Here is a 24,774-nt window from a genome sequence, read left to right on the forward strand (position 1 = left end):
AATTTCTATTTGAGTTTATAACTGAACGGAAAAGGTCTGAATCGAATGTATAAGTTTAAAAACTTAGAGTGTATAGATAGTGTACCTTTTCCGTTCTTTAAAATATAAAAAATTTAAATGCAAATCTAAAGGAGTGCTTCTACATTAGGAGATGTGTATCGAGAATAAGATTTTGTTTAAAAAAAGCTATTCTCGATATATTTTGTCTTCATTTTATTACGACAAAACACTCGAATTGACGCTTTTTTTTCAGTAATTTTTCTAAATCCATAATGCGTTATATAAACTTAATTCTAATATGATATTATGCAACGACATCTCTTTTTTCTACTTCTTTTAAGTAACCTTGCTTGTTTTGCACAACCCAAAAGTGACATCAACACTGTTCTTGAAAAATGGCATGCTGCCGCCGCTGAAGCAAATTTTGAAACCTATTTTGGTTTAATGACACAGGATGCCATATTTATTGGTACAGACCCTACAGAAAATTGGAACTATGCAGACTTTAAGGCATTTGCAAAACCCTATTTTGACAAAGGCAAAGCCTGGAGTTTTTCTAATCTGGAACGAAATATTTTTGTAGGAGATGATACTTCAACACTAGCATGGTTTGATGAACTTCTAGACACTCAAATGGGTATTTGTCGTGGTAGTGGAGTGTTAGAAAAAACAGAAGATGGCTGGAAAATTAAGCACTATGTATTATCTATAGCCATCCCTAACGAAAATGTAAAAGAGATTACAGCCTTAAAAAAGAAGTTTGATACTGACTTGATGCAAAAATTAAAAAAACACTAAAATAACTCGTTGTGTATTTGGATTTTTTAAAGCAAAATCCATCGATTCAAGTGCTGCGACGAGCTCAGTAGGACTATCGAATAGGATTTTAAATTCAAAAAGCTATTCTCGATACAATTTTTCTACATTTCATTCCGAATAATCAATCGAATTGACGCTTTTTCTAGTATTTTTTAAATGACCAACGGGTTAAAATAGACTTTCTTTAAAGGCTAATAAGTCATCAAAGCAATGCTTTTTCTTTGCCCCATGTTCTATAAGCTTTTTTTGATTTCTTTTTCCAATCCCTACAAAATCCAGGGATAAGTTCTGGGCTGTTTTTAAATCCCAAACTCCATCTCCTACCGATATAATTTGATCAAATTGATCTTTTTGATAAAAAGCTTTGGCCCTCTCTATTGCATCTTGCACAAATCCTTCTCTAGACTCGTGTGTTTTTGAAGTTGCCAATATACTTGGGTCATACCATAAATCGCATTGTTCTAATTTTAGCATTGCGGGTTTAGGCAATGCGCCTGTTGCAAAGCAAAACGAAATTTGACGTGCTCTAAATGTCTCTAACAACGATTTTGCACCTCTTATTTCTTTTACTGGATCAAATTCTGCCATTTGCCGAACAAGATTAGTTTCAAAATCATCTAATAAGTGCTCAGGAAAATCGTTCTGAAAATTGCGTTCATAATTATAACGCAAAGCATAACTATCGGTATGGTGCTTATAATTGTTGTAATCGGTATCAATATCATGCACTCCAAGAGCTTGTAACGACTTTGTAACCGAAATTAAATACATAGGCACACTATCTGTAAGAGTGCCATCGATATCAAATATGAATAGTTTATTTTTCAGAATAATAGATTTAAATGTTCAGAGCTAAGATATCACACATGGGCAATATCTAAAAAACCATTAAAACGAATACGTTAACGAGGCTATAAAATTTCTTCCTGCCGCAGCAATACCTGATGAGTATGGTCGATAGCGTTGATCGGTAATGTTTTCTATCGAAAATATCCCCTTTAATTGATCTGTTATTTGGTATTGCGTTCGTACATTAAAGGTATACCATGAGGGAGAATATGGATTTCCATTTTCATCTTGGGCATACAAAAATGCATTATTTTGTTGCGAAGGCGCCAAATCTTCAAAATCAAACTGCCCATTATACACTAAAAAGGTATCTATCATTAACTTATCTGAGGTAAATGTAAAATGCGTATTTCCAAATTGTGGAGAAACATGTCTTGATGGTGCAGTTTCTCCATCATCAAGCTCTTCTTCTCCTCCAACAAAAGTGTATTGAGACGTTATTTTAAAATTCTGAGTAAACTCATATTTGATTCCTGCTTCAAAACCATAGATTCTAGCTCTTGCCGCATTTTGAATCGCTTGCACAGTACTAAGCTCTCCACCAAATTCGATTTGAGTTTCTCCATTAAGATCAAAATCTCTACGCACTAATGCATTATCCAGATAGGTATAATAAGTCGCTAAATCCACCGAAATATGATCTCCGATCGTTGCACTAACACCTAATTCTCCATTATACGCATATTCTGGTTTTAAATCCGGGTTGGGTACTACTACAGATCCAGGTTCTGAATCAAAAATTTTGCCTACATCATCAATATTTGGTGCTCTAAAAGCAGTAGAAAAGTTTAGTTTCCATTGTAAAATGTCATTAGGTAACCAACTTAATCCCGCTGTTCCGGTTAGGGCATCGGTATCCAAATTGGCCTCATCAAAAGGAAAATCAAAAAACTCACTATCAAATTCTGAATACAATATAATTCTATTATACCGCAACCCACCTTGAAATCTAAGCGCTTCACTAAACTTATTTTTAATACTCGCATATGCGGCTATAGATTGCCAGGTAGATCCATCTGGATATCTCGAGGGAGCATTTACCATCTCGCCTGTTTGAACGTTGAGTTCTGAGCCATCAGAAAATACATTATTCAAAATATATTCTAGTCCATAATACAATGATGTTTTCTTAGTAAACTTCTTTTCAAAATCTACATTAAGCGAATATGCGTCTACTTGCTCTTGTGTACTTTCTAAGCTACTGCTTTCAAAATTGCGATCATTTCTGCTTTCTTCAAAAAATTGATATGCCGCAGTAATTTTCATTTCGTCATACATCGTATTGTGAGCTTTTTGAGAAACCTGAAGATTACCCATAAACCATTGTTGCGGTCCATAATACCATTCGGCAGATCTTAAATTTCCATCACTGCGCCTGATCAAGCGATCGTATCTGGGATAATCTGAGGTGGTAGTATAAATAAGACCAAGATTAAAATCCCATGTTTCGTTGGGCATAAAATGCACCTTTTGCAATACATTTATTTGATCATACCCTGTAAATACTTGTGTCTCTGGATCATCATTTTGAATTACAACATCTACCCCATCTATAGTTTGCACATATTCATTACGCAAATAATCATCTGGACCATGACTCCCCATTTTTAGATCATCAAAATCGGTATAACTTAGACTGGTCAAAAACGCCCATTTTTCTAATCCAATATTAAAATCTACGTGCCCGGTCATTTCATTACTAGCGCTTGCATATCTGGCTAAAGCATTCCCACTAAATTTATTCTTGCCAGCAATGGCCACCTTTGGTTGAGTAGTATAAAAATTCATTACTCCACCCACCGCATCACTACCATACACTACAGATCCTGGTCCTAAAATCACCTCTGTTCGTTCTATAGTAAACGGGTCAACCGATAATACATTTTGTACATTTCCTCCTCTGAAGATAGCCGTATTCATGCGTACTCCATCTACGGCAAGCAACAATCTATTGGTAGAAAACCCCCTGATAATTGGACTACCTCCTCCTAATTGACTTTTTTGAATAAATACTTGTCCACTACTTTGCAGTAAATCTGCAGAAGTTTGCGGTGTGGCAAGTGCAATATCTTCTTGAGAGATACTTACAATTTTTTGAGAGATATCTTTTTTGTTCTGTTGCCATTTAGAAACAGAAATAACAACTTCAGAAAGTAAATTTTCATCATCTTCCAACAGGACATTGCCTCCTGCCTTAATAATATCAGATTTTGAAATGGTTAATGAAGTATGCAACGAATGCGAAAAATGTAATAGTTCTGTATCTGAAAATTCTGAAATATTGGCGTTACCATCAAAATCGGTGGTTACTTTTTTTGATTTTTCCTGGTTTTCAATAATTACCTCAGGTATCGGAGTATGAGACGACTTGCTTAAAACGGTAATATCTTGCGCATATGAAAACTCAACAGAACATAAAATCAATACAATTGTAACAAATAAACGCATTATCTTAATTAAAAATTTCGTTTAAAACCGAAAGCGATTTTGGTTTCTTAAAACCGTGCAAATGTAGTTCAAAATATACTAATAGCATAGAGAGAATATCACTTCGTAAGTTCTTTGATAATCTAATATTCATACTATCCTCAAATGTTGTGCCTAAAAACTCTTTAAATCGTAAAATATGCTCACCTTGAACACAATATATATTAGTGGATATTGCCTGAAAAACACCATCTTGCATGTTAAAGTAATCTGATTCTATTTGCGATGTATCTGGAAAAAAACCAAGGTACTGTGTGAGTTTTATTAAAAATGTGATATGAAAATTACTAATCGTATTATGAGAATCTAACCACAAAATAGCTGTTTCTAAATATTCGAATAAATCAGTATTGGTTTCTTCTTCATGGATTGCATTTTTAAGAATATCTGAAATAAAAAATACCAAAGCACTTTTTACGACATCGGTATGTAATGAAGTAAAATGCGTAAGGACTCTAGCTTCTTTTAATCGTTCTAAGGTGCCTTTATTTTTATGATAGGCTTCTATCTCTAGAAGCATTAACGGCTGAAAAAGTGAAGCACGAATTTTCCCTTTCTTCGATTTTAATACTCCTTTTTGCAAATATGATCGTAATCCGCTGGTTTTAGTAAATAATGTAACGATGAGATCGGCTTCGCCATATCGCAAAGAGTGTATTACTATTGCAGGACATTTAATAATCATAATACATGAAAGTAATCAAAAACAACCTTAGTTTGCCTTTGCAGGAGGGTATTTAGCCAAGGATTTTTGCATGATTTTTTGAAAAAAACTAATTCGACTATCGGGAGAAGCTTTAAGAAAAAATCGTCTCTCGGCAATTGCCTGCCATACGAGTTGTCCCTTTTTTGCATCAACAAAGTCTGTAGTAACTTCTAAAAAGGTTTGCGGTCCTCCTATCGGAATAGCTCCACCAATACCAATATTAACACCGCCTCCACCACTACCAACGCCAACACCTATACTATTACGAGAAGGGCCTTCTTTTATTATGGTTTTAAAATCTATATAAATGTCGGGGTTTTCAGATTTAGTAAGGCCTATATCTTGCATAGCAGCTTCGGTGACTGCCAGTAATCGTTTGTGATCTAATTCGGTAAGTCCAGAGTCCATTTCAGAGAAAAAGTCATAGGTTTTGTAGACTATAAAGTCTTGTTGTTCGTCATAATCATGAACTACGTATGTGCTTCCGCAGGAGGTTAAGATCAGCAGAAAAAATAAAAGAGATATTTGCTTCATAAGAAATGCATTTCACCATAAAAATACATAAGAATAATTAAAGCCGCTTAAGAATACTCTTAAACGGCTTTACTTTTTATCAAATAATAGCGTTTATATAACGCCTTGTGCTAGCATTGCGTCTGCAACTTTTACAAAGCCTGCAATATTTGCTCCTTTAACATAGTCTATGTATCCATCACTTTCGGTACCATACTCAAGACATGCAGAGTGAATATCGTTCATAATTTGTCTAAGTTTTTCATCAACTTCTTCTCGAGTCCAGTTAAAACGCAAAGAGTTTTGTGTCATTTCTAGTCCAGAAGTAGCCACACCACCTGCATTAGATGCTTTACCTGGTGCAAAGAATATTTTTGCTTTATGGAAAGCAGTAATCGCCTCTGGAGTACTTGGCATATTGGCGCCTTCACTAACACAAACACAGCCATTGGCAATAAGCGTTTTGGCATCATCTCCATTCAATTCATTTTGTGTCGCACATGGTAGCGCAATATCACATTTCTCTCCCCATGGTGTTTTTCCTTTATGAAATACTGCAGAAGGATATCTATCTACATATTCATGTATACGTCCTCTTCTTTCGTTCTTAAGTTCCATTACAAAAGCCAATTTATCATCATCGATACCGTCTTTATCATAAATATATCCTGAAGAATCAGAAAGTGTTACCACTTTGGCTCCTAATTGTGTTGCTTTTTCTGTGGCGTATTGCGCTACGTTTCCTGATCCAGAAACAGCTACTGTTTTTCCTTTAAAAGAATCGCCTTTAGTTTCCAGCATATTTTGAGCAAAATATACTGTACCATACCCAGTAGCTTCTGGTCGGATTAGAGATCCTCCCCAGGTAATTCCTTTTCCTGTAAGAACACCGGTAAACTCATTTTTCATCTTACGATACTTACCGAATAAGAATCCTATCTCACGTGCACCTACTCCAATATCACCTGCAGGAACATCTGTATTTGGTCCAATATGCCTATAAAGCTCACCCATAAAAGCGTGACAAAAACGCATGATTTCATCATCAGATTTCCCTTTTGGATCAAAATCTGAACCTCCTTTACCACCTCCCATCGGAAGTGTTGTTAAGCTATTTTTAAATACTTGCTCAAAAGCCAAAAATTTAAGAATACTTAAGTTTACTGAGGGATGAAAACGAAGTCCTCCTTTGTATGGACCAATCGCAGAATTCATTTGAATTCGGTAACCTCTATTGACATGTATTTCTCCTTTATCATCTACCCAAGGTACACGAAACATTATGGCTCTTTCTGGTTCTACCATCCTTAACAGAATGTTCTTACCATTATATATTTCTTTTGTAGCGATGTACGGGATCACAGTCTCTGCAACTTCTTGTACAGCTTGTAAAAACTCGGGCTCATGTGAATTACGAGCTCTTACTTCTTCCATAAATGCATCTATCTTTGCTTGCATATGTTAATTGGATTAATAGATTCTTATTAAAAGGTTGATTTATTGTGTCAAATATATGATATTCTTAAAAAAACAGTGCTGTTTTTTTTAATTTAATAACCTTACCCCATGGCTTGCTCTAAATCTTCAATTAGATCATCAACATCTTCTATACCCACGCTTAGTCTGATTAATGAGTCTACAACACCCGTTTTTTCTCGTTCTTCTTTTGGAATAGAAGCATGCGTCATACTTGCTGGGTGTCCTGCAAGGCTCTCAACTCCTCCTAAAGACTCTGCTAATGTAAAAATCTTAAGGTTTTCAACGATTTTGATCGCACTATTATAGTCACTTCCTTTAGGTACAAAAGAAATCATACCTCCAAAACCATTCATTTGTGCTTTGGCAATATCGTGATTAGGGTGATCTTCAAAACCTGGCCAATATACTTTTTCTATTTTAGGGTGATTTTTTAAATATTTGGCTATTGCTTCTCCATTTTCGCAATGGCGCTGCATACGTATATGCAATGTTTTAATCCCTCGCAATGCCAGAAAACTATCTTGCGGACCGCAAACTGCACCACTAGCGTTTTGAATAAAATATAGTTTCTCTGCAATGTGTTTATCCTTTACAATTAAAGCTCCCATTACCAGATCACTATGTCCTCCTATATATTTTGTTGCACTGTGCATTACAATATCGGCTCCAAGATCTAATGGCCTTTGTAAATACGGAGTGGCAAATGTATTATCTACTGCTAGTAGTAGTTTATGCTTTTTTGACACCTCAGCGATGGCTTTGATATCAATAATGTTCATCATAGGATTGGTTGGAGTCTCAATCCAGATTAATTTTGTATTATCGTTTACATAACCAGCCACTTTATCTGCGTTTTTCATACCTACAAAGTGAAACTTGACCCCAAAGTCTTCAAAAATTTTGGTAAATAATCTATAGGTCCCTCCATATAAATCATTGGTAGAAATTACCTCATCACCGGGTTTTAGTAATTTAATCACAGCATCAATTGCCGCCAAACCCGATGCAAACGCTAATCCAAATGTCCCATTTTCAATACTTGCCAATGCATTTTCTAATGCCGTTCTTGTTGGATTATGGGTTCTACTATATTCAAATCCCTTATGCCCCCCTGGTGTGGTTTGGGCATAGGTAGATGTTTGATAAATTGGAGGCATTACAGCACCATATGCTGGATCGTGTTCTTGCCCCCCGTGTATTGTTTTGGTATTAAATTTCATTCGTTTTCTTTATTATTTTAATGACCAAATGGAACCTCTTTGATAAGAAAGAATTAACTTGCTCGTTTTATGTTAGAAAACTGAACAAATGTATGATTTAATTCGTTTTAATCATATTTCAATGAATATCTTTAGTAGATGATTAACACAAAAACTAACAGCTCCCTAAAAATTGTTTTTTTACTAGCAATTTTGATGGGTTTTTATAGTTGCACAAAGAGAAAATCTTTCATTTTTGAGAAGCAAAATTTTGCAACAGATCAATTGTTGGATTGCAAAACCAATGATTGTGCTTCTTTAGAAATCAATTTATTAAAAGTTGTTGATGATTCTCAAATTTCTTCAACCATTAATCACGAAATTGAAAAAGTAGCCTGCGCAGTTTTGAATACTGGTGATAATCAACCTCAAGGTACTATGAAACAGGCAATGCAGGAATTTAATAGCTCATATCAAAAAATTAGTACCGAATTCCCCGATGAAATCGTTCCGTATGAAGCTAATATTGATTGTACATTAGGTTTTCAATGTAAAGACTTAATATCGGTTGTTATGGATTCTTATGTTTTTACAGGAGGAGCTCATGGATATGGTGGTGTCTCCTATATTAATTTTGATCCAAAAACAGGCAAACGTATTTCTAACAAAGCATTATTTAAAAGCTATACTGAATTTAAAAAGTATGCAGAAAAGGTGTTTAGATCAAAACATGAAATTCTTGAAAGCGAATCTATTAATAGTACGGGCTTCTTTTTTGAAAATGATGCATATGCCTTGCCAGAAAATATTGGTTTTACCGACAAAGAAGTTATCTTATTTTATAACCCCTACGAGATAAGTTCTTATGCAGACGGAGCTATTGAGATAAAATTAAACAAAGAAGACGTCGCTTCGTTTTTTGCTTTTGATATTTTATAAAGCCTTCTTTAGTGCCAAAATATACCCTAAATGAATCCCTTCATGGAAATTATTAAAGTTCATGGCATCCTCAAGAGATTTTAATACAAATCCGGTACTAGTTGGATACTCCTGAAAATCTTTAAACAACCCAGCTTCAATATCTTTTTGAGTTTGATCCAAAGATGAAAACAATAACGTTCTTATCGTATCTACTTCTGTCTGGGTAACTACACCTTCTGTTTTTGTTCCCTTCTTAAATCTAGCGACCATTTCATCATCAATCATCATTGGTAATCCACTTAATTTATATATCAAAAGCTGCTGGGTTACTGCAACATGGGCAATGTTCCAGATTAAGTTGTTTTTAAAACCTTCTGGCACTTTGTTTAGTTGTTCTAGTAAATAATTATCTAAAATTTTCTCTAATAAACGACGATTAGTGCGGGTGATTTCTAATAGATGTTGCATCAGGTTCTTAATTTTTAGCCAAAAATATGAGTTTTAATTTTGAAATGAATTTCCTTTGTGATGATTTTTACACTTAAATAATTCCATTTTGAAAAAAATATACCACTTATCAACCTGTGATACTTGTAAACGAATTATCAATCAATTGAACCCTTCTTCAGCATTTGTTTTGCAAGACATTAAAACCGAATCTATTACAACAGAGCAAATTGAACACATGCATAAACTTGCCGGAAGCTATGAGGCGCTCTTCAGCAAAAGAGCTAGATTATATAAAGAACGAGATTTAAAAAATCAACAATTATCTGAAGAGGATTTAAAAAATCTAATCCTTGAACATTATACTTTTCTAAAGCGCCCTGTTATTATTGTTGATGATCAAATCTTTGTAGGGAATAGTAAAAAAGTGGTCGAAGCAGCAAATAGCATTATCAATGGATAAAAGAACTGCTGCACTACTTGCTGCTTTTGGGGCCAGTTTGATCTATGCGATCAATCATACGGTTGCCAAAGGAGTTATGCCAACATATATCAAACCTTTTGGGTTTATTTTGTTGCGAGTTATGGGTGCAGCAATTTTATTTTGGGTAGCCTCTATTTGGGCTCCTAAACAAAAAATTGAAAAGAGTGATTGGCCAAGAATAATTGCATGTGCCATTTTTGGAATGGTAATCAATATGCTCATGTTTTTTAAGGGTTTGCAATTATCAACACCCATTAATAGCTCGGTGATGATTACAATCTCTCCGATTTTAGTGTTCATACTATCAGCTATTCTTATCAAAGAAAAAATCACTTTTTTAAGAACATTAGGTATTTTATTAGGTTTTTCTGGAGCTTTGGGCCTTATTCTTTTTGGAGCCGAATTGCGACAAGATGCTCCTAATATCCCTTTAGGAAATACTTTATTCATTATTAATGCAGCTTCGTATGCATTATACCTGGTTTTAGTAAAACCTCTGACTGCAAAATATCATTCTTTTACATTAATGAAATGGTTTTTTCTAATTGGTGTGATTATTAACTTTCCAATTACCATTTCAGAATTTAGCGAAGTGCAATGGTCTTCTTTACCATTTGATGTGATATTAGTTATGGTTTTTGTAGTGATTGGTACCACATTCTTTACCTATTTATTAAATGTATTTGCATTGAGAACATTAAAAGCATCAACTATTGGAGCATTTATTTATCTGCAACCTTTACTTGCTATTAGTTTTGCCATGGCTATGGGAGCCGATTCATTAAGTATAGTAAAAGTTGTGTCAGCCCTATTGGTATTTCTAGGAGTATATTTAGTGACAAAGACGCCTAAAAAACTAAGCTAAGTCTACCGGAGTCTTGGCAAACTTTCTAGTATCTTCTTTGGTTAACACCTTAAAATCTTCTGGACGACTTACCTTGTCCAAATCCTTCATAATTTCGCTTGGAAGCGGAATTAACTTTCGGGTTTTTAAATCTATCCACGCGCCCATCATTTCGCAATGCGCAAAATTACAGCCTTTATAATCATAAAAATTATGTCTGAACTGAAAAAACATGCCGTCTTCACTTAAACCAGAAAGCTCCAGAGAAACTTTGATCGGCCTTCCTAAAAAAACTTCTTTAAAATAATAGATATGTTCATAAAACACTACGGGTCCAATATTGAATTTCCCAAGTATACTATTATCAAAACCATGTTCGGTTAAAAAAGACATTCGCGTATGCGCAGCCAACTCTATATAGGCTTTATTGGCCAAATGGCGGTTCGCATCAATATCGTTCCATCTAATTTCAAAATCTTTTATATACATATCCCATAGTTTTAGATTTACAAAAATACAAAACATTTTACTATGCATGCATAGTAAAACAGTTTTAAAAATAGAGTATCTTTAGCTATAGTTATGAAAAGAGAAACAAACATAAAGGCGTATAATAAACTTTCTGACCTCTACAAGGATGAAAACGTAGGAAAAAATATCATTCAAGATGCAGATTTTACGATCCATCAAATGGAAAACGTGCATAACAAACCTGTACAATCCCCCGTATTTAGAGCCAATTATTTCTCGTTCATATTGGTAAAAAAAGGAAAAAGTTTTTATACCATCGATGATCATAAATTTCATACTAAACCGCACACCTTGTATTTTACGAATCCCGGACATTTAAAATCCTTTGGGATTGAAGAAGTAGTGCATGGTTTTATCATTACCTCATCAGAAGAATATTTGAAAGAGCATATCCACAATGCGGTCTTTGATGAATTTTCATTTTTGCTCACCGAAATGGTGCCTCCTTGTTATCTTGATCAAATACGTTTTGAAGAACTTGAACATTTAGCCAAACAGATTCTGGAGGAGCAAAACAAGAAATCGACATTACGTCACAAAATTGTGAGCTCGCTTTTTATGGTATTTCTATTAAAAGTAAAGGAGTATCTACTCGAAGACGATTCATTTAAAATAGCTTATGATAGAGATAGCGAAATTGTAAATCAATTTAAAAAAGAACTGGAAGGTATTTTTCGTTCTGGAAAACTTAAAAATGGGGATTTACAAGTAGCTTCTTTCGCGGAAGCACAACAGTTACATCCCGCTTATTTTTCTACAGTGATCAAAACCAAGACTGGTAAGTCTGCCAATCAATGGATACAGGATAAGATCATTACTGAAGCACAGGCTTTGCTTTCAAAATCTTCTACTCCCGTTAAAGAGATTGCCTACAAATTGGGGTTTAATGAGCCTACCCATTTTTCTAAATTTTTTAAAAAACTAACCAGGCTAACTCCTAATCAGTATCGAAATCAATAGCTTTTATGGACTATAGACTGAATCGTTATTGACTAATCTTAAAAATATACCTTTCTTCCTAAAAAATGTGCCTTTATCTGTATGGTTTTCTAAAAGATATTTGCAGTGTAATTATTGTTCAACCTGTTACTTCGAGTGATTTCGAACTGACGATTAAAAAATAACATCATGAAAACTTTAGAAAACAAAATCGCATTGGTTACAGGAAGTAGCCGTGGACTAGGAAAAGAAATGGCTATCAGATTAGCACAACAGGGTGCAGATATCCTTGTAACCTATAATTCTAACAAAACACAAGCAGACGAAACCGTAACCGAAATTGAAGCTTTAGGACAAAAAGCAGTAGCTTTTCAATTAAATGTTGGTGACTCTTCTGGTTTTGACACCTTCTTTTCTGAAATCAAACATGTACTAGAAAAAGATTGGAATACTTCAAAATTTGACATTTTGGTAAACAATGCCGGTATCATAGCTCATGAGATGGTTGCCGAAACCTCTGAAGCTACTTTTGATAGCTTAATGAACATTCAACTTAAAGGTCCATTTTTTATTACTCAAAAGGCTCTTGAGTTGCTTAATGATGGAGGAAGAATCATTAATGTATCCACAGGATTGGCAAGATTTTCTATCCCCGGATATGGTGCATATGCTGCAATGAAAGCAGGTATCGAGGCCTTTACTCGTTATTTGGCTAAAGAACTAGGACCTCGTCAGATTACAGTAAATGCTGTAGCTCCTGGTGCTATTAATACCGATATGAATAAATCAGCTTTGGAAAATAATCCGGAACTTGAAAAAATGTTATCCTCGGTAACTGCTCTTGGAAGGGTTGGTGTGGCAGAAGATATAGGTGGTGTAGTTGCTTTTTTAGCCAGCGAAGATGCCCGATGGATCAATGGACAGCGCATCGAAGCTTCTGGTGGAATGTTTCTATAAAAATTGATATGATACCTTGAAAACGTGTAACATCGTATCAAAATATTCAAAAAAAAGAGGTTGTCTAGATTAGGCAACCTCTTTTCAAACAATCAATCATGAAAGCATCACTTTAAGAAGATTGCATGTGGGAGCTTTGCAATCCTCTTGGTAACATTCTTATATAATTTCGCTTTTCTTTTGTTCAATTGATCTTTCAAATCACATATTGTATTATTAATAGCATTTTCAAAACTAATCTCATCTGATGAAGCATAGATTCTTGGTCCGGGAAGACTAAGTCTAATTCCACAAATATTTCCTTTCTCTACATCTTTTTCTTGTTTTTTAAAGAACACATCAGCTCTAATAACAAATGAATACTTATTCGCTAATTTTTCTAATCTTTTGGTTACAAAAGTTTCTAAATGATTGCTAGAACTTACATTTCGATATTCAAAAACCGTTTTCATTTGTTTTCATTTTATAGGGTGTGATCTGTATACAAAGTACTTTTTTATGTTTGAATCATACCATTCAATCTTCGATCTATTTTGCGTTTTTTTTGTGTAATCTGCTTCATAATATCCATTAAATAAGGGTCTCTTGTCTTTTTATAAATTTCATTAATCTTTAATACTAAAGACTTTGCTTCTCTTGACGCTGAAACCTTATCACTGGTGGTCATATGAGCCATTTTTCGCTTCTTAAATTCGAGTGCTTTTTTTAATAATTCCATAAACATTGTTTTTTGATGAAATTAATCATCTGTTTCTATTAAAAATGGAGTCTTACCATCGGTTACAATAATTTTGCTGTTAGGAGATTCTGATAGCTTATTAAAAGCTTCAATACTTCTGATTTTGATAATCTCTTTTGTTAGTCCTTCTGAAAGTATTTTTTGAGCATCCCGCTCTCCTTCGGCATTAATGATTTTTCGATCTGCTTCAAGTTTGGCTTGATCTATTACAAATTTCATTCGCATGGCATCTTGTTCAGCTTGCAATTTTCTCTCTATAGAATTTGCTAAACCTCGTGGCAATTGGATACTTTTCATTAAAACTGCAATTAACTCGATACCATCAGCCTGTTTTTCGAGATTGGTTTTCATTTTACTTTTTATCTCTTCTTCGATTGTGGATCGCATACCTGAATGCATATCTTTTGCGAAGAATTGCGCACAAACGTCTGAAGAGGCCGATCTAAAAACACTGGTTATTATCGATTCATAATCTCTTCCCAGGTTTTCCAAAACACTTGGAATTTTATCTTTTTCTAATCGATACAGAATCGATATTTCTGAATTAACACTAAGTCCTTCTTTGCTTGGAAGGCTCAAAATCAATTTAATATTATTGGTTTGGGTAGATTCTTTTATAATTCTACTAATCAAAGGGTTATACATTACGGTACCTTGTGTAGAAACATTATCAGAAAACTTACCCAAAGTTTGTTTTACTCCTGCCTCTCCAGGCCTTATTACCGCACAGTTGCTGAGCAATATCCCTACTCCAATCAGCATCCAAAGAGTCGTTCTCATAAGTACATTTTTAAATTAAACATTCTAACCTATCATTACCATCTTATTCATATTTTTAATCGTATTCCAAAACCTTCGAAATCGTTAGCATCTATCGGAAAAAAGTTTTTTACCATCTTTACTTTTTGAAGACCTTTTAATTTCATATCCCAGTTACCGTGATACGACATCTTAGCTGTATCTGAGGTTTTTGATTGCACCAACTCTCTTACAGAATACGCATTGCAGATCTTTTCATTAATCTTATCTAGGGCCGCATTAAACCTAATAATATCTTCATTTTCAATATCCTTATGCAAATATTCAAGGTTATGAGATAGATAAGAGATAATTCTATAAGAATTACATTCATGATACGTATAATCGTCAAAGACAACATGGTCCATATTTCTGTTGACGTCTACTTTACATAGATCTTGAGAATTTCGTATTTGATATTCTTCATTGATCGTATTACCTGAATTGGCAAAGGAGAATGAAATACAACATGGCAATGGTTTTTCGATCGCACTTAAAAACATAGAATCTAAAGTTTCAAGCACATTAGCATTACTATTTTGACAAACAAGCATTATTACTACTATACTTAGAAACTTTTTCATGTCTTCTTGGTTTAAGGTTACACAATCATTTTTATCTTTTTATGTATTGATACACACAATATTATGGAAATATTTTCATATATTTTTATTTATATTTGTAATCATTTACATAAAATAAATTTATGAATTACACTTTACACCAATTACAGATCTTCTTGAAAATTGCAGAAAAAGAAAGTATTACAAAAGCTTCTGAAGAATTGCATTTAACACAACCTGCAGTATCTATTCAGCTTAAAAATTTTCAGGATCAATTTCCGATCCCACTAACAGAAGTTATCGGACGAAAACTGTACATCACAGATTTTGGGAAAGAAATTGCTATTGCAGCACAAAAGATTGTTGATGAAGTAAATCAAATAACCTATAAAACAAACGCTTATCAAGGTCAATTATCTGGTGTATTAAAAATCTCTGTAGTCTCTACCGGAAAATATATCATCCCTTATTTTTTATCTGACTTCATGAAACAACATGAGGGGGTTGATTTGATTCTGGACGTTACCAATAAAGAACGTGTTGTTCATAGCTTAGAAGACAATACCGTAGATTTTTCATTGGTTTCTGTATTGCCAAAGCACCTTCAGGTCGAAAAAACTAAGCTCATGGAAAATCAGCTGTTTTTAGTGGGTAATACGTCTGAAAGTTTTCCGAAAAAGAAATACAAAACAGCTATGCTTACAGAGCTACCTCTGATTTATCGAGAAAAAGGATCAGGAACAAGACATACTATGGAAAAATATATAGAACAGAACGATATTCCGGTTAGGAAAAAAATGGAACTTACCTCTAACGAAGCCGTAAAACAAGCCGTAATTGCAGGATTGGGGTATTCGATAATGCCTCTTATTGGTATTCGTAATGATTTAGAAGCGGGTCGTTTGCAAATAATTCCTGTACAGGGGTTTCCAATCAAATCAATTTGGAATTTAATATGGTTAAAAAACAAAAAGTTCTCTCCTGTCGCTCAAGCTTTTCTAAAGTATGTAAAAGAAAATAAAGATCATATCATTAAGAACAAATTCAACATCCTAAACGACTAAGAAATACTTCTTCTTACATTTATCATAAATTTATTTTATGGTTTTCATCATATATATAAATGAAAATTAATGAAAAATAATACGGATTTTTGTGCTTCAAAAGGAAATTAACCTTGATGGTTAAGATTAACATAACCCTTTAAAGTCAAGCATAATGAGAAAAATGAAGAAAAAACAATCCTTTGTTATTGCACTTTTATTAGCAGTAAGTTTAGGCTCTTGTAAAAAAGAAAAATCGATTTTTTATAGTGACCAAAATACCGAAAAAAAAGAGCATCAATCTTTAGCCGATAACCATGTCTTTTCTAAAGATCAGAAAGAGATTGACGAGCAATCTTTAAAAAGAGATATTCTTTTAAAAGAAGAAGATGACAAACATGCTATAAGCAGTATTACGACCAAATCCTTCTATAAAGAAGAAGGTAACTATGTACTAGATTATAAGTACCCTTTTTTAGATGAAAGCGATCACGAATCTTTCAAATATTTCAATCACTATATTGACCACAATTATTTGTATGAAGAGCGTTCTATAAAAACCATTTTAGAGAATAAAAATTTGTCTTGTGATAGCGACCAGGTTAGTAGTAATAGATACAAGAGAATGATTGATTACAAAGTTTATAAAAGTGATACGAATCTTTTGAGTGTACTACTGTATAAATCTAATCATTACACCGATAAAAATCATTATTCCTACATGTTCAAAACTCTCAATTTTGATATGGAAAAAGGAGATTTTTTAGAATTTGATTCCATATTTAAACCAGAAAATCAACATTTAGTTCTTGACAAGTTAAATCATGTACTTACTCAAAAAATACAAAACGAACCTTATTATAAAGAATGTTGGAAACTAACTAAAGATGTTTTTAACGTATATAAAGACAATTTTGTGATCAATGATCAACACATAAAATTTTACTTTGATGACTGTTCTATTTGTCCAACATATGCTGGACGATATGCTATAGAAATGGCATTAGCAGATATTTCGGATCTCCTGCAAAATCCAACCTTATACATAGGACTATAATTAGAATCATTTTGAGTTAGCCATTTTATAGTCGTATTAGAACACAAGTTCTCTTTAATAAAGAGAACTTGTGTTGTTATTTATACAATATGTTACTGTAATTCGATTTAAACAATTTGCACTATATAAAGATAAAGAGGTAATCCTAATGTTATATTAAACGGAAAGGTAACGGCAAGTGCCATAGGTACATAAAGTCCTGGATTGGCTTTTGGCGCCGCTAATCGCATGGCAGCAGGTACGGCTATGTAAGAAGCACTAGCTGCAAGAATGGCCAATAAAAATCGATTCCCGATACTTTCAATAAACATGGTGCTGATAATAGCAACCGCTATACCATTAATCAGTGGAATTACGAGAGAAAACACCGTGGCAAACCACCCTTTTTTCAAGAATGAAGATATTTTCTTTCCGCTGGTTATTCCCATATCCAGTAGAAAGACCGCTAGAAAGCCTTTAAAAATATCCGTCGTAAATGGCTTAATCCCTTCTGCTTGCTGCTCACTGGCAAGAAACCCAACAACAAGACTCCCAATAATTAAAAGTACACTGCCGTTAGTTAAGGCGTGTTTTAAAATCTTTTTTAAAGGTATTGCATCTTCTGTATTCTTATTCATTATTGACATTAAAAGAACACCTACCATTATAGAAGGAGCTTCCATAATAGCCATCACGGCAACCATATGCCCCCCAAATTGGATTTGCTCTATCTCTAAAAATGTAAGTGCGGTAACAAAAGTTACCGCACTTACAGAACCATAGGATGCTGCAATCGCACCCGAATCAGAGACATTATATTTTTGCCGTAATATAAAGAATGTATAGACCGGCACAAGAAGCGCTAATAATACGCCAAATCCAAGTGACCAGAAAATCTCTCCGTTTAGCTCACTATGAGACAGTTCTTGCCCTCCTTTAAAACCTATAGATAGTAATAAATAAAGAGAAATAAACTTCGAAGAGCTTTCTGGGATTTCTAAATCACTTTTTAACCGTACTGCTATAATTCCAAGAAAAAAAAACAACAATGCAGGATTGGTAAGATTATCTATTAATAAATGTAAATCCATAAAAGAATAGCTCTGATTTTGTAATTAATAAATTGTACACTCAGTTTTAATTTTGAATAAAGGTAATTTGGATATCGCTTTCAATCTTTAGCTCTACCCCTTCTTTTCTGGCTTCCAAAATCATCTCCTTAATGGCTTCTTTTGCCTTAATCAATTCGTCCATCCTGGAATATAAATGCGGAGTCTCATCATCGCAATTTTGCTCAATAATACTAAGCCTTTGTAGCTTATGAAAATTGATTTTCTTATCAACAATTGTGTTTAAAATATCTGAAGCTTCAGATGGTGTAAAAGTTCCGTCAAGTAATTTGATTTTTTGATCTGTAAGTGTCATAATTCTGAATTTTAGTAGTTATTAAATTTTCTTTTTTGTATATACTCTTGTAAGCTTTTTATTGGTATCCAAATTTTTGAAAACACATGCGCATAAAAGGATGAAAACACATAAGACTAACTCATGCATAAACAGGTATTTGTGTAGTGAAGACAAAAAAAACGGGATTGCCAGTAGTACTATTAACGCAGTAGTATAGATAATTCTCATTGGTACTTTTTTTGAGTTTAACTATTGGCTTATATTTCTTTTTACGTAAAATTTTATGTAAACCGCGTACAAAAGTGAGGATACTAATTCATATATTTTTATTTATATTTATAATGTTAAGCATAATCAATTTTTATGAATCGTATCTTATCAAACTTCTTAATAACACATAATCAAATACTTACGTATTTCATAAGTACTAAGAGGAATTTACTTTTTCATGAAATATAACTATGGATTTATGATAAAGCTGGCTTTACAAATCTATTGCGTTGACCGATTAAAAATATCTGAATAAAACTCAACAGGTTTTGAAAAGCTGTTGAGTCTTCTTATTTTAGAACAAAAAATCACATATGTACATCAAACGAAACATTGGCTGGGGGCTTATTCTTCGATATGCCTGGAAGAATCTTATTTTCTTTGTACTATATACTGCGGGGATCTTTTCGCTCTATTATTTTTTAGATTGGACCTTTATTGATATCCCTTTTCAGCCTCTTTCGGTTATTGGTATTGCTGTAGCTTTTTATATTGGTTTTAAAAACAGTCAGAGTTATGATCGCTTTTGGGAAGCACGTAAAATATGGGGAGGTATTGTCAATTATTCTCGCACATGGGCAAATCAGGTACTAAGTCTTGTTAATGATGATCATCAAACAAAAAGTATTTTAATTCATCGACATGTTGCCTGGATCAATGCCCTTAGGATTCAGTTAAGACAACCCACTTCTTTTTCAATTAAAGAGAATGCTGCGGTTGAGCGTTTATTTAAAAAGCATGGAGAGCAAAAACCAGCATGTGATGCTACCAAAGATTTTGTCTCTGAAGAAGAATATGCAGATTTATTAGAACGAAAAAATACAGCTACGCATATTGTAAAAAATCAAGGATTGCATATCAAAAAACTATGTGGTGAAGGAAAAATAACAGAATTCGACAAACAGTTGTTTCATGGTGTTCTTGAAGAATTGTACAATCTTCAGGGGAAATGTGAACGTATCAAAAACACACCGTTCCCCAGGCAATATGCCTATTTTAGCACTGTTTTTACCTGGATTTTTGTACTGCTATTACCCTTTGGAATGTTAAATGTATTTGAATCTGAGCTTCAAGATATGCACCAAGATATTCAACCTTGGTTTATCTTTTTAATGATCCCCTTATCAGTATTAGTATCCTGGATATTTACCACCATGGAAAAAATCGGAAGCAATAGCGAAGACCCATTTGAAGGCCGTGTAAATGATGTACCTATGACGGCCCTATGCAAGACCATAGAAATTGACCTGCGCGATATGTTGGATGAAGAAAATTTGCCTGAAAAAATAACACCAAAAGATAATATTCTGTATTAAGGCGACTTAAAATTAAAGAAAACATATATTGTTTAGAACAATGACACTTTAGCTTTTTTAACTACCTATCGCCATTTAAGCCACACTATTTTATGAAAAAATTACAATCAATTTTTTTTCTATCCATTTCCCATATTACCATTTTTATCGTTTCATGTCACTTTACATATTCTCAAGTTGAAAAGGATACCCTGCTCGCTAGGAAATACTATCAAAAAGCAGATTCGTTATTACTTAAAAGAAAACTCGATAGCTCTATCATATACTTTAGAAAGGCATTACCTATTTATGAAAAAGCAAAGGTTTGGAAAAAAGTAGCGAGTTGTTATAATAATATTTCCAATAGTATTAGTAGTAGGAATGACGAGTCATTATTAAATGCCAAAAAGGCATTAGAAATCAGCAATAAATATCTCCCAAATGATAATTTGGAAAAAGCTGAAGCGTACAAAAACATCGGTTATTATTTTAAAAATAACTCTGATTACGAAAAAGCATTATCATATTTCAAAAAGACATTAAAAATCAGAGCAGAGTTATTACCTAAAGATCATCCAAAAATGGGCTCATCTTATAATGATTTAGGTATGATTTATTATAGAAAAGAAGAATATGAAAAAGGGTTAGATTATCTAAATAAAGCTTTAAAAATACGAATTAACAAACTTGGTGAGAATGATCTTAAAGTTGGAGATATATATTTTAATCTAGGCATAGTTTATAAAGAAATTGGAAAATACGACAAGGCTCTAAATTTTTCTAGAAAAGCTTTAAGTATTAGAACTAAAATTTTAGATAACAATCACGTCGAGCTCGCTCGCTCATGTACCACAATTGGTTTGTTATTTTTTGAACGCCAAAATATGGTCTTAGCAAAAAAATACTTAGCAAAGGCTTTAGACATTAAACTGAAAAACAAAAACTCTAATGATCTTTGGATTTATTATACTAATATGGGCATTGTGTTTGCAAACGAGACAAAATTAGATTTGGCTTTAGATCACTACAAAAAAGCTCTAAAATTAGTGACTAATCAGTATGGAAAGGATAATTATAGATTGATACAAGTTTATAATAATATAGGGAATATTTTTTCACATAGAAATGATTATGATAGGGCTCTATATCATTACGAAAAGGGTATGGAAATAACAAAAAGATCTTTAGGTAAAGATCATTCTTATCTTCTTTATTTTTACAGCAACATAGCCTATTTATATAGTGCAAAAAATCAATTCGAAAAGGCTTTGAGTAATTCTAGACAAGCGTTAGAATTAAGTCTAAAAAAATTTGGAGAACAGCATCACTTCACACATAAATCGTATTTCCAGATTGGAACTTTTTATAGAAAGAAAAAAGACTATAAACAGGCATTAAAATTTGCCGAACTTTCTTTAAAAATAAGATTGAAAATGCTAGGAGAGAAAAATTCCTTTGTTGCGGATTCCTATAACTTGATAGGTGAAATTTTTTATGACCAATTAGGATATATTGAAGCTATAAAGAAATATGAGCAAGCATTGAACGCTAATACTAGATTAGATATAAATACATTTGAAATTAATAAATATTATCAGCTAAATGTTTTGTTAAAAACGTTAGACTACAAAGCAAAGACTTATAGAAAACTCTACGAAAAAAATCATGATATTAAGAACCTTAAAAATAGTCTATCGGGTTATCAAGAATTAAATGAAATAATAGACGTTTTAAGAAAGAATAATAATAAGTATGCAGATAAACTGGCATCTTCTGAAAGACATAAAGATATATACGAAGGTAATATACAGGCAAAGTTATTATTATTTAAAACTAATCGTGATTCTATTACTTTACATGAAACAATGTATCTTTCGGAAAAAAGTAAGAGTAATACAATGATTGAGTTATTAAATAACTCTGCCGCTATTCAATTTACTGGTTTACCTTCAAAATTAATTGAAGTCGAAAAAGAGCTAAGAATTGATAATGCTTTTTATCAATCGCAAATTAGCAAAGAGTATTCTAATAAGACTATAGACACCACTAAAGTTTTATCATATCAAAGTAAATTATTTGATATTACCCGAAGAAAGGATTCATTGATAAAGGTTTTCGAGAGTCATTATCCAAGATATTATAAATTAAAACATCAAAATAATCTTATTTCAGTCTTAGAAATACAAAAAAAATTAAGTAATAAAACAACCTTATTAGAATTTTTTACTTCAGATAATATTACTTACGCCTTTACAGTTACTAAAAACACATTTTCCATTAAAGAATTGTCTACTCCAAAACTTTTAAAGGAGGTCCAAGAATATCGCAATAGCATTACTTCTAAAAACACAAAAGAGTATAAAAAATTTGCACATCAATTGTATGCCGAACTAATAGAACCTATTGCAAATAGTTTTGCTGGAGATGAACTTATAATTGTTCCAGATGGACCCTTATGGCATGTTAATTTTGAGTTATTACTTACTGAAAATGATATTTCCAATGATCCAAAAGAATTATCCTATCTGCTCAAGAATTATGCTATAAGCTATGCCAATTCAGCTAATTTGTTATTTAATCCGTTTAAAAGTGAAATGCAATCTAAAAAACGACAAGAATGTCTTGCGTTTTCATTCTCTCATGATGCTAACATTGTGAATACAAGTATCATGAGTTTGGCAACTCTTAGAGATACCGGAGATGACTTGCCAGGAACTCGTAAAGAAATTAAAGCTATCGCCAATATTATTGACGGACAATATTATTATGGGCCAGAAGCTGTAGAAGCTAATTTTAAGAAAAATGCCAATAAATATAATATTCTTCACCTGGCATTGCATGGTGAAGTTGATAACGAACGCCCAGAGAACTCAAAACTATACTTTACCCAAAGTAAAGATACAATTGAAGACAACCTGCTCTATAGCCACGAGTTATTTGCGCTTAACATCCCAGCAGAGCTTACTGTACTTAGCGCCTGTAATACAGGAACCGGTAAAATAGCTAAAGGAGAAGGTATTATGAGCCTAGGAAATGCTTTTCAATATGCGGGAACCAAGAGTTTGTTACTCACCAGTTGGGAAGTATCGGATCAAACCACTCCCGAGCTAATGAAATACTTCTATACCAATCTTAAGGCAGGAATGAATAAAGCCAAGGCATTACAACAAGCTAAATTACAGTATTTGAATACCGCCGATACATTTACAAATGATCCATTTTATTGGGGAGGTTTTTATCTAGTAGGAGATCCTACACCTATGCATTTTGATAATAATACTCAATTATATTGGATTTTGGGTTTAGGTATTTTAGCATTTCTATTTTTGATTGTATTTTGGTATAGAAAAAATAACACCAAAAGATAATATTTTGTATTAATGCCACTACTTAACTCCAACTATACTCCTCCTCTGTTTTTTAGAAACAACCATATTTCTACCATTTATCCTAATCTTATACGAACGATAGATGATATACAACAAAAAAGAGAACGGGTCGAGCTGGATGATGGCGATTTTATTGATTTAGATTGGAGTTATACATCGCCACAAAAATCAAAAAAACTTGCCATTATCATTCATGGTCTAGAGGGCAATGCGCAACGGCAATATATTATGGGGCTTGCCAAACATCTAAATCAAAACGGTTGGGATGCAGCCGCCGTTAATCTTAGAAATTGTAGTGGCGAGGTCAATCGATTGTATCGATCCTACAATGCCGGGGTGAGTGATGATCTGGATCGAATTATTAAACATATTATTGATACTTACGATTATCCTTCAATTTCAATATGTGGATTTAGTTTAGGAGGTAATATAACCTTAAAGTATTTGGGAGAAGGAAGATCAATTCCTTCAAATGTAAAAGCTGGTGTTGCCATTTCTGCTCCTTGCGATCTTCATGATTCGTTATTAGCCATCAATAAACCCAATAATTTTATTTATAAAAATCGATTTATTCGACATCTCAAAGCAAAACTACTAGAGAGGCAAGTCGTTTTTCCAGATAAAATAAGTATCTCAGATATCAAAGCTTGTAAAACACTTATGGATATCGATGACTTGTATACCAGTAAAGCCCATGGATATACAAATGCGATTGATTATTACACAAAGTGCAGTAGTAAGCAGTTTTTAAAAAATATTCAAACTCCTACTTTGATTATTAACGCAAAGAATGATTCATTTTTGGGCGACTTATGCTATCCTATAAAAGAAGCCAAAGAAAATTCGAATTTATTTTTGGAAACTCCAAAATATGGAGGTCATGTTGGTTTTTTTCTTCCGGGTATAACCTACTACAATGAGGCGAGAACCCTCGATTTTTTCGAAAAATCAACGGCTAACCCCTTAACAAAGAAGGTTTTTTCTTACTTAAAATAAAGTTTAAACAGACGTTAAGCCACTGTTAAGGTTTTATAAAGAGTTTTTCATTCACTTGGTCGA

25 protein-coding genes are annotated in these 24,774 nt (G+C 33.2%); 11 read left to right on the forward strand and 14 right to left on the reverse strand.

Annotated elements, in window-relative coordinates; translation table 11 throughout:
- The first annotated feature begins 306 nt into the window (after positions 1-306).
- On the forward strand, positions 307-798 hold the full coding sequence (locus JJQ60_RS13185) for a nuclear transport factor 2 family protein (protein ID WP_201920751.1): 492 nt from the start codon (positions 307-309) through the stop codon (positions 796-798).
- 189 nt (positions 799-987) lie between these two features.
- Here JJQ60_RS13185 and JJQ60_RS13190 read toward each other — a convergent pair whose 3' ends face one another.
- From JJQ60_RS13190 to JJQ60_RS13215, 6 genes are all read right to left on the reverse strand, one after another.
- Entirely contained in the window at positions 988-1,653 is a 666-nt protein-coding gene (locus JJQ60_RS13190) for an HAD family hydrolase (RefSeq protein WP_317194016.1), read from the reverse strand.
- 54 nt (positions 1,654-1,707) lie between these two features.
- On the reverse strand, positions 1,708-4,116 hold the full coding sequence (locus tag JJQ60_RS13195) for a TonB-dependent receptor (protein ID WP_201920757.1): 2,409 nt from the start codon (positions 4,114-4,116) through the stop codon (positions 1,708-1,710).
- A 4-nt stretch (positions 4,117-4,120) separates the two neighbouring features.
- Positions 4,121-4,840, reverse strand: coding sequence for a DNA repair protein RecO (recO, locus tag JJQ60_RS13200; RefSeq protein WP_201920774.1), 720 nt, complete (start codon positions 4,838-4,840; stop codon positions 4,121-4,123).
- 27 nt (positions 4,841-4,867) lie between these two features.
- On the reverse strand, positions 4,868-5,395 hold the full coding sequence (locus JJQ60_RS13205; protein WP_201920776.1) for a DUF4136 domain-containing protein: 528 nt from the start codon (positions 5,393-5,395) through the stop codon (positions 4,868-4,870).
- 93 nt (positions 5,396-5,488) lie between these two features.
- Positions 5,489-6,832 carry an NADP-specific glutamate dehydrogenase gene (gdhA, locus tag JJQ60_RS13210; protein WP_201920779.1) on the reverse strand — a complete coding sequence of 448 codons (1,344 nt, stop codon included), beginning with the start codon at positions 6,830-6,832 and terminating at the stop codon, positions 5,489-5,491.
- A 101-nt stretch (positions 6,833-6,933) separates the two neighbouring features.
- Positions 6,934-8,073, reverse strand: a complete 1,140-nt coding sequence (locus JJQ60_RS13215) for a cystathionine gamma-synthase (protein WP_201920782.1) — start codon at positions 8,071-8,073, stop codon at positions 6,934-6,936.
- A gap of 138 nt (positions 8,074-8,211) precedes the next feature.
- Between JJQ60_RS13215 and JJQ60_RS13220 the strand changes: the two genes are divergently transcribed.
- Positions 8,212-8,991 (forward strand): DUF3298 and DUF4163 domain-containing protein, encoded by a 780-nt coding sequence (locus JJQ60_RS13220; RefSeq protein WP_201920785.1) that lies wholly within the window; start codon positions 8,212-8,214, stop codon positions 8,989-8,991.
- On the opposite strand, the gene JJQ60_RS13225 is transcribed toward JJQ60_RS13220, so the two are convergent.
- Positions 8,986-9,441: a DinB family protein gene (locus JJQ60_RS13225; RefSeq protein WP_201920788.1), complete on the reverse strand. Its 456-nt coding sequence runs from the start codon at positions 9,439-9,441 to the stop codon at positions 8,986-8,988. The genes JJQ60_RS13220 and JJQ60_RS13225 overlap by 6 nt on opposite strands.
- An 88-nt stretch (positions 9,442-9,529) precedes the next feature.
- Between JJQ60_RS13225 and JJQ60_RS13230 the strand changes: the two genes are divergently transcribed.
- Both JJQ60_RS13230 and JJQ60_RS13235 read left to right on the forward strand, forming a co-directional pair.
- Positions 9,530-9,883 carry an arsenate reductase family protein gene (locus JJQ60_RS13230; RefSeq protein WP_201920790.1) on the forward strand — a complete coding sequence of 118 codons (354 nt, stop codon included), beginning with the start codon at positions 9,530-9,532 and terminating at the stop codon, positions 9,881-9,883.
- Positions 9,876-10,769, forward strand: coding sequence for a DMT family transporter (locus JJQ60_RS13235; RefSeq protein WP_201920792.1), 894 nt, complete (start codon positions 9,876-9,878; stop codon positions 10,767-10,769). Before JJQ60_RS13230 ends, JJQ60_RS13235 begins: the two co-directional genes overlap by 8 nt.
- Here the strand turns inward: JJQ60_RS13235 and JJQ60_RS13240 are convergent.
- Positions 10,761-11,237, reverse strand: coding sequence for an acyl-CoA thioesterase (locus JJQ60_RS13240; RefSeq protein ID WP_201920795.1), 477 nt, complete (start codon positions 11,235-11,237; stop codon positions 10,761-10,763). The genes JJQ60_RS13235 and JJQ60_RS13240 overlap by 9 nt on opposite strands.
- 93 nt (positions 11,238-11,330) lie before the next feature.
- Between JJQ60_RS13240 and JJQ60_RS13245 the strand changes: the two genes are divergently transcribed.
- Both JJQ60_RS13245 and JJQ60_RS13250 read left to right on the forward strand, forming a co-directional pair.
- On the forward strand, positions 11,331-12,239 hold the full coding sequence (locus JJQ60_RS13245) for an AraC family transcriptional regulator (protein ID WP_201920797.1): 909 nt from the start codon (positions 11,331-11,333) through the stop codon (positions 12,237-12,239).
- 168 nt (positions 12,240-12,407) lie between these two features.
- Complete coding sequence (locus tag JJQ60_RS13250) at positions 12,408-13,175, forward strand: SDR family oxidoreductase (RefSeq protein WP_201920800.1); 768 nt, start codon at positions 12,408-12,410, stop codon at positions 13,173-13,175.
- 107 nt (positions 13,176-13,282) lie between these two features.
- Here JJQ60_RS13250 and JJQ60_RS13255 read toward each other — a convergent pair whose 3' ends face one another.
- Genes JJQ60_RS13255 through JJQ60_RS13270 form a run of 4 tightly spaced genes read right to left on the reverse strand, consistent with a single transcriptional unit; the run spans position 13,283 to position 15,296 of the window.
- Complete coding sequence (locus JJQ60_RS13255; RefSeq protein WP_201920803.1) at positions 13,283-13,627, reverse strand: HPF/RaiA family ribosome-associated protein; 345 nt, start codon at positions 13,625-13,627, stop codon at positions 13,283-13,285.
- A gap of 44 nt (positions 13,628-13,671) precedes the next feature.
- Entirely contained in the window at positions 13,672-13,893 is a 222-nt protein-coding gene (locus JJQ60_RS13260; RefSeq protein ID WP_201920807.1) for a hypothetical protein, read from the reverse strand.
- Positions 13,894-13,914: 21 nt separating this feature from the next.
- Positions 13,915-14,694 carry a prohibitin family protein gene (locus JJQ60_RS13265; RefSeq protein WP_201920810.1) on the reverse strand — a complete coding sequence of 260 codons (780 nt, stop codon included), beginning with the start codon at positions 14,692-14,694 and terminating at the stop codon, positions 13,915-13,917.
- A 47-nt stretch (positions 14,695-14,741) separates the two neighbouring features.
- Positions 14,742-15,296, reverse strand: coding sequence for a hypothetical protein (locus JJQ60_RS13270; RefSeq protein WP_201920813.1), 555 nt, complete (start codon positions 15,294-15,296; stop codon positions 14,742-14,744).
- 122 nt (positions 15,297-15,418) lie between these two features.
- Here JJQ60_RS13270 and JJQ60_RS13275 point away from each other — a divergent pair, with 122 nt between their 5' ends.
- Positions 15,419-16,339: a LysR family transcriptional regulator gene (locus JJQ60_RS13275; RefSeq protein WP_201920816.1), complete on the forward strand. Its 921-nt coding sequence runs from the start codon at positions 15,419-15,421 to the stop codon at positions 16,337-16,339.
- A 154-nt stretch (positions 16,340-16,493) separates the two neighbouring features.
- Positions 16,494-17,375, forward strand: a complete 882-nt coding sequence (locus tag JJQ60_RS13280) for a DUF3298 domain-containing protein (protein ID WP_201920819.1) — start codon at positions 16,494-16,496, stop codon at positions 17,373-17,375.
- A gap of 107 nt (positions 17,376-17,482) precedes the next feature.
- On the opposite strand, the gene JJQ60_RS13285 is transcribed toward JJQ60_RS13280, so the two are convergent.
- Together JJQ60_RS13285 and JJQ60_RS13290 are read right to left on the reverse strand one after the other, a co-directional pair.
- Positions 17,483-18,445, reverse strand: a complete 963-nt coding sequence (locus tag JJQ60_RS13285) for a sodium-dependent bicarbonate transport family permease (RefSeq protein WP_201920823.1) — start codon at positions 18,443-18,445, stop codon at positions 17,483-17,485.
- 46 nt (positions 18,446-18,491) lie between these two features.
- The gene (locus JJQ60_RS13290) at positions 18,492-18,779 is read right to left on the reverse strand and encodes a hypothetical protein (protein WP_201920825.1); all 288 of its coding nucleotides are present in this window, start codon (positions 18,777-18,779) and stop codon (positions 18,492-18,494) included.
- A 566-nt stretch (positions 18,780-19,345) separates the two neighbouring features.
- Here JJQ60_RS13290 and JJQ60_RS13295 point away from each other — a divergent pair.
- From JJQ60_RS13295 to JJQ60_RS13305, 3 genes are all read left to right on the forward strand, one after another.
- Positions 19,346-20,347 carry a bestrophin family protein gene (locus tag JJQ60_RS13295; RefSeq protein WP_201920828.1) on the forward strand — a complete coding sequence of 334 codons (1,002 nt, stop codon included), beginning with the start codon at positions 19,346-19,348 and terminating at the stop codon, positions 20,345-20,347.
- A gap of 92 nt (positions 20,348-20,439) precedes the next feature.
- A complete protein-coding gene (locus JJQ60_RS13300; RefSeq protein ID WP_201920831.1) occupies positions 20,440-23,694 on the forward strand; it encodes a CHAT domain-containing protein in 3,255 nt (1,084 codons plus the stop codon).
- 12 nt (positions 23,695-23,706) lie between these two features.
- Positions 23,707-24,711: a YheT family hydrolase gene (locus JJQ60_RS13305; protein ID WP_201920834.1), complete on the forward strand. Its 1,005-nt coding sequence runs from the start codon at positions 23,707-23,709 to the stop codon at positions 24,709-24,711.
- Positions 24,712-24,774: the final 63 nt, after the last annotated feature.

Source organism: Aquimarina mytili (assembly GCF_016735115.1).
In the GTDB taxonomy this organism is placed as follows: Bacteria; Bacteroidota; Bacteroidia; order Flavobacteriales; family Flavobacteriaceae; genus Aquimarina; species Aquimarina mytili.

Excerpts from the sequence above, each read along its gene's own strand:
- JJQ60_RS13185 (WP_201920751.1), top strand. The coding sequence starts at position 307 with ATGCAACGACATCTCTTTTTTCTACTTCTTTTAAGTAACCTTGCTTGT.
- JJQ60_RS13195 (WP_201920757.1), bottom strand. The coding sequence starts at position 4,116 with ATGCGTTTATTTGTTACAATTGTATTGATTTTATGTTCTGTTGAGTTT.
- recO (WP_201920774.1), bottom strand. The coding sequence starts at position 4,840 with ATGATTATTAAATGTCCTGCAATAGTAATACACTCTTTGCGATATGGC.
- JJQ60_RS13205 (WP_201920776.1), bottom strand. The coding sequence starts at position 5,395 with ATGAAGCAAATATCTCTTTTATTTTTTCTGCTGATCTTAACCTCCTGC.
- gdhA (WP_201920779.1), bottom strand. The coding sequence starts at position 6,832 with ATGCAAGCAAAGATAGATGCATTTATGGAAGAAGTAAGAGCTCGTAAT.
- JJQ60_RS13215 (WP_201920782.1), bottom strand. The coding sequence starts at position 8,073 with ATGAAATTTAATACCAAAACAATACACGGGGGGCAAGAACACGATCCA.
- JJQ60_RS13220 (WP_201920785.1), top strand. The coding sequence starts at position 8,212 with ATGATTAACACAAAAACTAACAGCTCCCTAAAAATTGTTTTTTTACTA.
- JJQ60_RS13225 (WP_201920788.1), bottom strand. The coding sequence starts at position 9,441 with ATGCAACATCTATTAGAAATCACCCGCACTAATCGTCGTTTATTAGAG.
- JJQ60_RS13235 (WP_201920792.1), top strand. The coding sequence starts at position 9,876 with ATGGATAAAAGAACTGCTGCACTACTTGCTGCTTTTGGGGCCAGTTTG.
- JJQ60_RS13240 (WP_201920795.1), bottom strand. The coding sequence starts at position 11,237 with ATGTATATAAAAGATTTTGAAATTAGATGGAACGATATTGATGCGAAC.
- JJQ60_RS13245 (WP_201920797.1), top strand. The coding sequence starts at position 11,331 with ATGAAAAGAGAAACAAACATAAAGGCGTATAATAAACTTTCTGACCTC.
- JJQ60_RS13250 (WP_201920800.1), top strand. The coding sequence starts at position 12,408 with ATGAAAACTTTAGAAAACAAAATCGCATTGGTTACAGGAAGTAGCCGT.
- JJQ60_RS13255 (WP_201920803.1), bottom strand. The coding sequence starts at position 13,627 with ATGAAAACGGTTTTTGAATATCGAAATGTAAGTTCTAGCAATCATTTA.
- JJQ60_RS13260 (WP_201920807.1), bottom strand. The coding sequence starts at position 13,893 with ATGGAATTATTAAAAAAAGCACTCGAATTTAAGAAGCGAAAAATGGCT.
- JJQ60_RS13265 (WP_201920810.1), bottom strand. The coding sequence starts at position 14,694 with ATGAGAACGACTCTTTGGATGCTGATTGGAGTAGGGATATTGCTCAGC.
- JJQ60_RS13270 (WP_201920813.1), bottom strand. The coding sequence starts at position 15,296 with ATGAAAAAGTTTCTAAGTATAGTAGTAATAATGCTTGTTTGTCAAAAT.
- JJQ60_RS13275 (WP_201920816.1), top strand. The coding sequence starts at position 15,419 with ATGAATTACACTTTACACCAATTACAGATCTTCTTGAAAATTGCAGAA.
- JJQ60_RS13280 (WP_201920819.1), top strand. The coding sequence starts at position 16,494 with ATGAGAAAAATGAAGAAAAAACAATCCTTTGTTATTGCACTTTTATTA.
- JJQ60_RS13285 (WP_201920823.1), bottom strand. The coding sequence starts at position 18,445 with ATGGATTTACATTTATTAATAGATAATCTTACCAATCCTGCATTGTTG.
- JJQ60_RS13290 (WP_201920825.1), bottom strand. The coding sequence starts at position 18,779 with ATGACACTTACAGATCAAAAAATCAAATTACTTGACGGAACTTTTACA.
- JJQ60_RS13295 (WP_201920828.1), top strand. The coding sequence starts at position 19,346 with ATGTACATCAAACGAAACATTGGCTGGGGGCTTATTCTTCGATATGCC.
- JJQ60_RS13300 (WP_201920831.1), top strand. The coding sequence starts at position 20,440 with ATGAAAAAATTACAATCAATTTTTTTTCTATCCATTTCCCATATTACC.
- JJQ60_RS13305 (WP_201920834.1), top strand. The coding sequence starts at position 23,707 with ATGCCACTACTTAACTCCAACTATACTCCTCCTCTGTTTTTTAGAAAC.